A 992-nucleotide genomic window follows, 5' to 3' on the forward strand; every position below is an offset into this window, starting at 1 on the left:
AAATCGCTCCAGACCATCGCGGCAATCTGGTCGATCCGTTGCCCGATATAAGTTTCATCCAGTTGAAATTGCAACGATAAACGTGTTATGTGTGAAGAGTTGAACTTTGACCCCATAATTTGCCAGTGCTAAACCTAAGGTCGACCCTGCAGGTCCTGTGCCAATCACCAATACGTCAGTATCGTAATGCTGTGTCATACATGACTCCATGTGTCTGTCTGAAGAACAAGATTTGAATATATTTACAATCCAGTGTAGTGAAATTCAGGCAATACAATAGGAGTATTCATATAAACTATAGGTCAATTGGCTTGTACCAGTACGGCGTTTTTCACGCCATTGACGTTGGCAATCAGTTCTTCTTCAGGAATCAGGGTTGGATGAACACGGAGTTCAATCCCGGCATCGGTGCGGCGTGCAATTCCCAGGTGCTTGATACGGAAACCGAGGTCTTCTGCATATTTGACATCTTGTGCAGTGACTTTGCCAATACCTTCAGTAAAGACTTTGTCCGGTAGTGAGAGAATGCTTTGTTGGCTTCAGCCATACGGTGCACATCTTCACGTTTCTTAACCGCAGCGCCTTTGCCTTCAGATGCATCAAGCAACTCGCCAGCAAGACGTAAAGCCATAGTTTTTTCAGAACGCTTAGCAGCAGCATCTACTAACCAACGCATAGCTAGGGCAGTACGACGGGATGGGCGTACTTCCATAGGTACTTGGTATGTAGCACCACCAACACGGCGTGCTTTTACTTCGACCATAGGACGAACTTTTTCAATAAATCACTTTATTGATATAAGCTAGCATACAAAACATTTGGCTTACCTTTATTTACATAAAAGCTTAACTGTGGTTACATAACGCATAATTAAATAAAGATTGATAACAAACTCTATAATAGAGGGTCTTGGGGATTTAAATGATTAGTAAACAATTAGGTATTAAATTATCTGCTCTTACTTTGGCACTAATATTGGCGGGATGTGGCGG

Annotated in this window: 4 pseudogenes; all 4 read right to left on the bottom strand. The window is 42.5% G+C overall.

The features are described from left to right. Positions 1–86 (bottom strand): annotated as a pseudogene (locus CWI32_RS15440) (hypothetical protein); the annotation flags it as partial. After that, positions 76–198, bottom strand: a pseudogene (locus CWI32_RS15105) (FAD-dependent monooxygenase); the annotation flags it as partial. The pseudogenes CWI32_RS15105 and CWI32_RS15440, both read right to left, overlap by 11 nt. Positions 199–305: 107 nt before the next feature. Continuing rightward, positions 306–512: pseudogene (locus CWI32_RS14960) on the bottom strand (homoserine dehydrogenase); the annotation flags it as partial. Continuing rightward, positions 512–781: pseudogene (gene rpsG, locus CWI32_RS14965) on the bottom strand (30S ribosomal protein S7); the annotation flags it as partial. The pseudogenes CWI32_RS14960 and rpsG, both read right to left, overlap by 1 nt. Positions 782–992 lie beyond the last annotated feature (211 nt).

This window comes from Acinetobacter pseudolwoffii, assembly GCF_002803605.1.
Classification (GTDB): Bacteria; Pseudomonadota; Gammaproteobacteria; order Pseudomonadales; family Moraxellaceae; genus Acinetobacter; species Acinetobacter pseudolwoffii.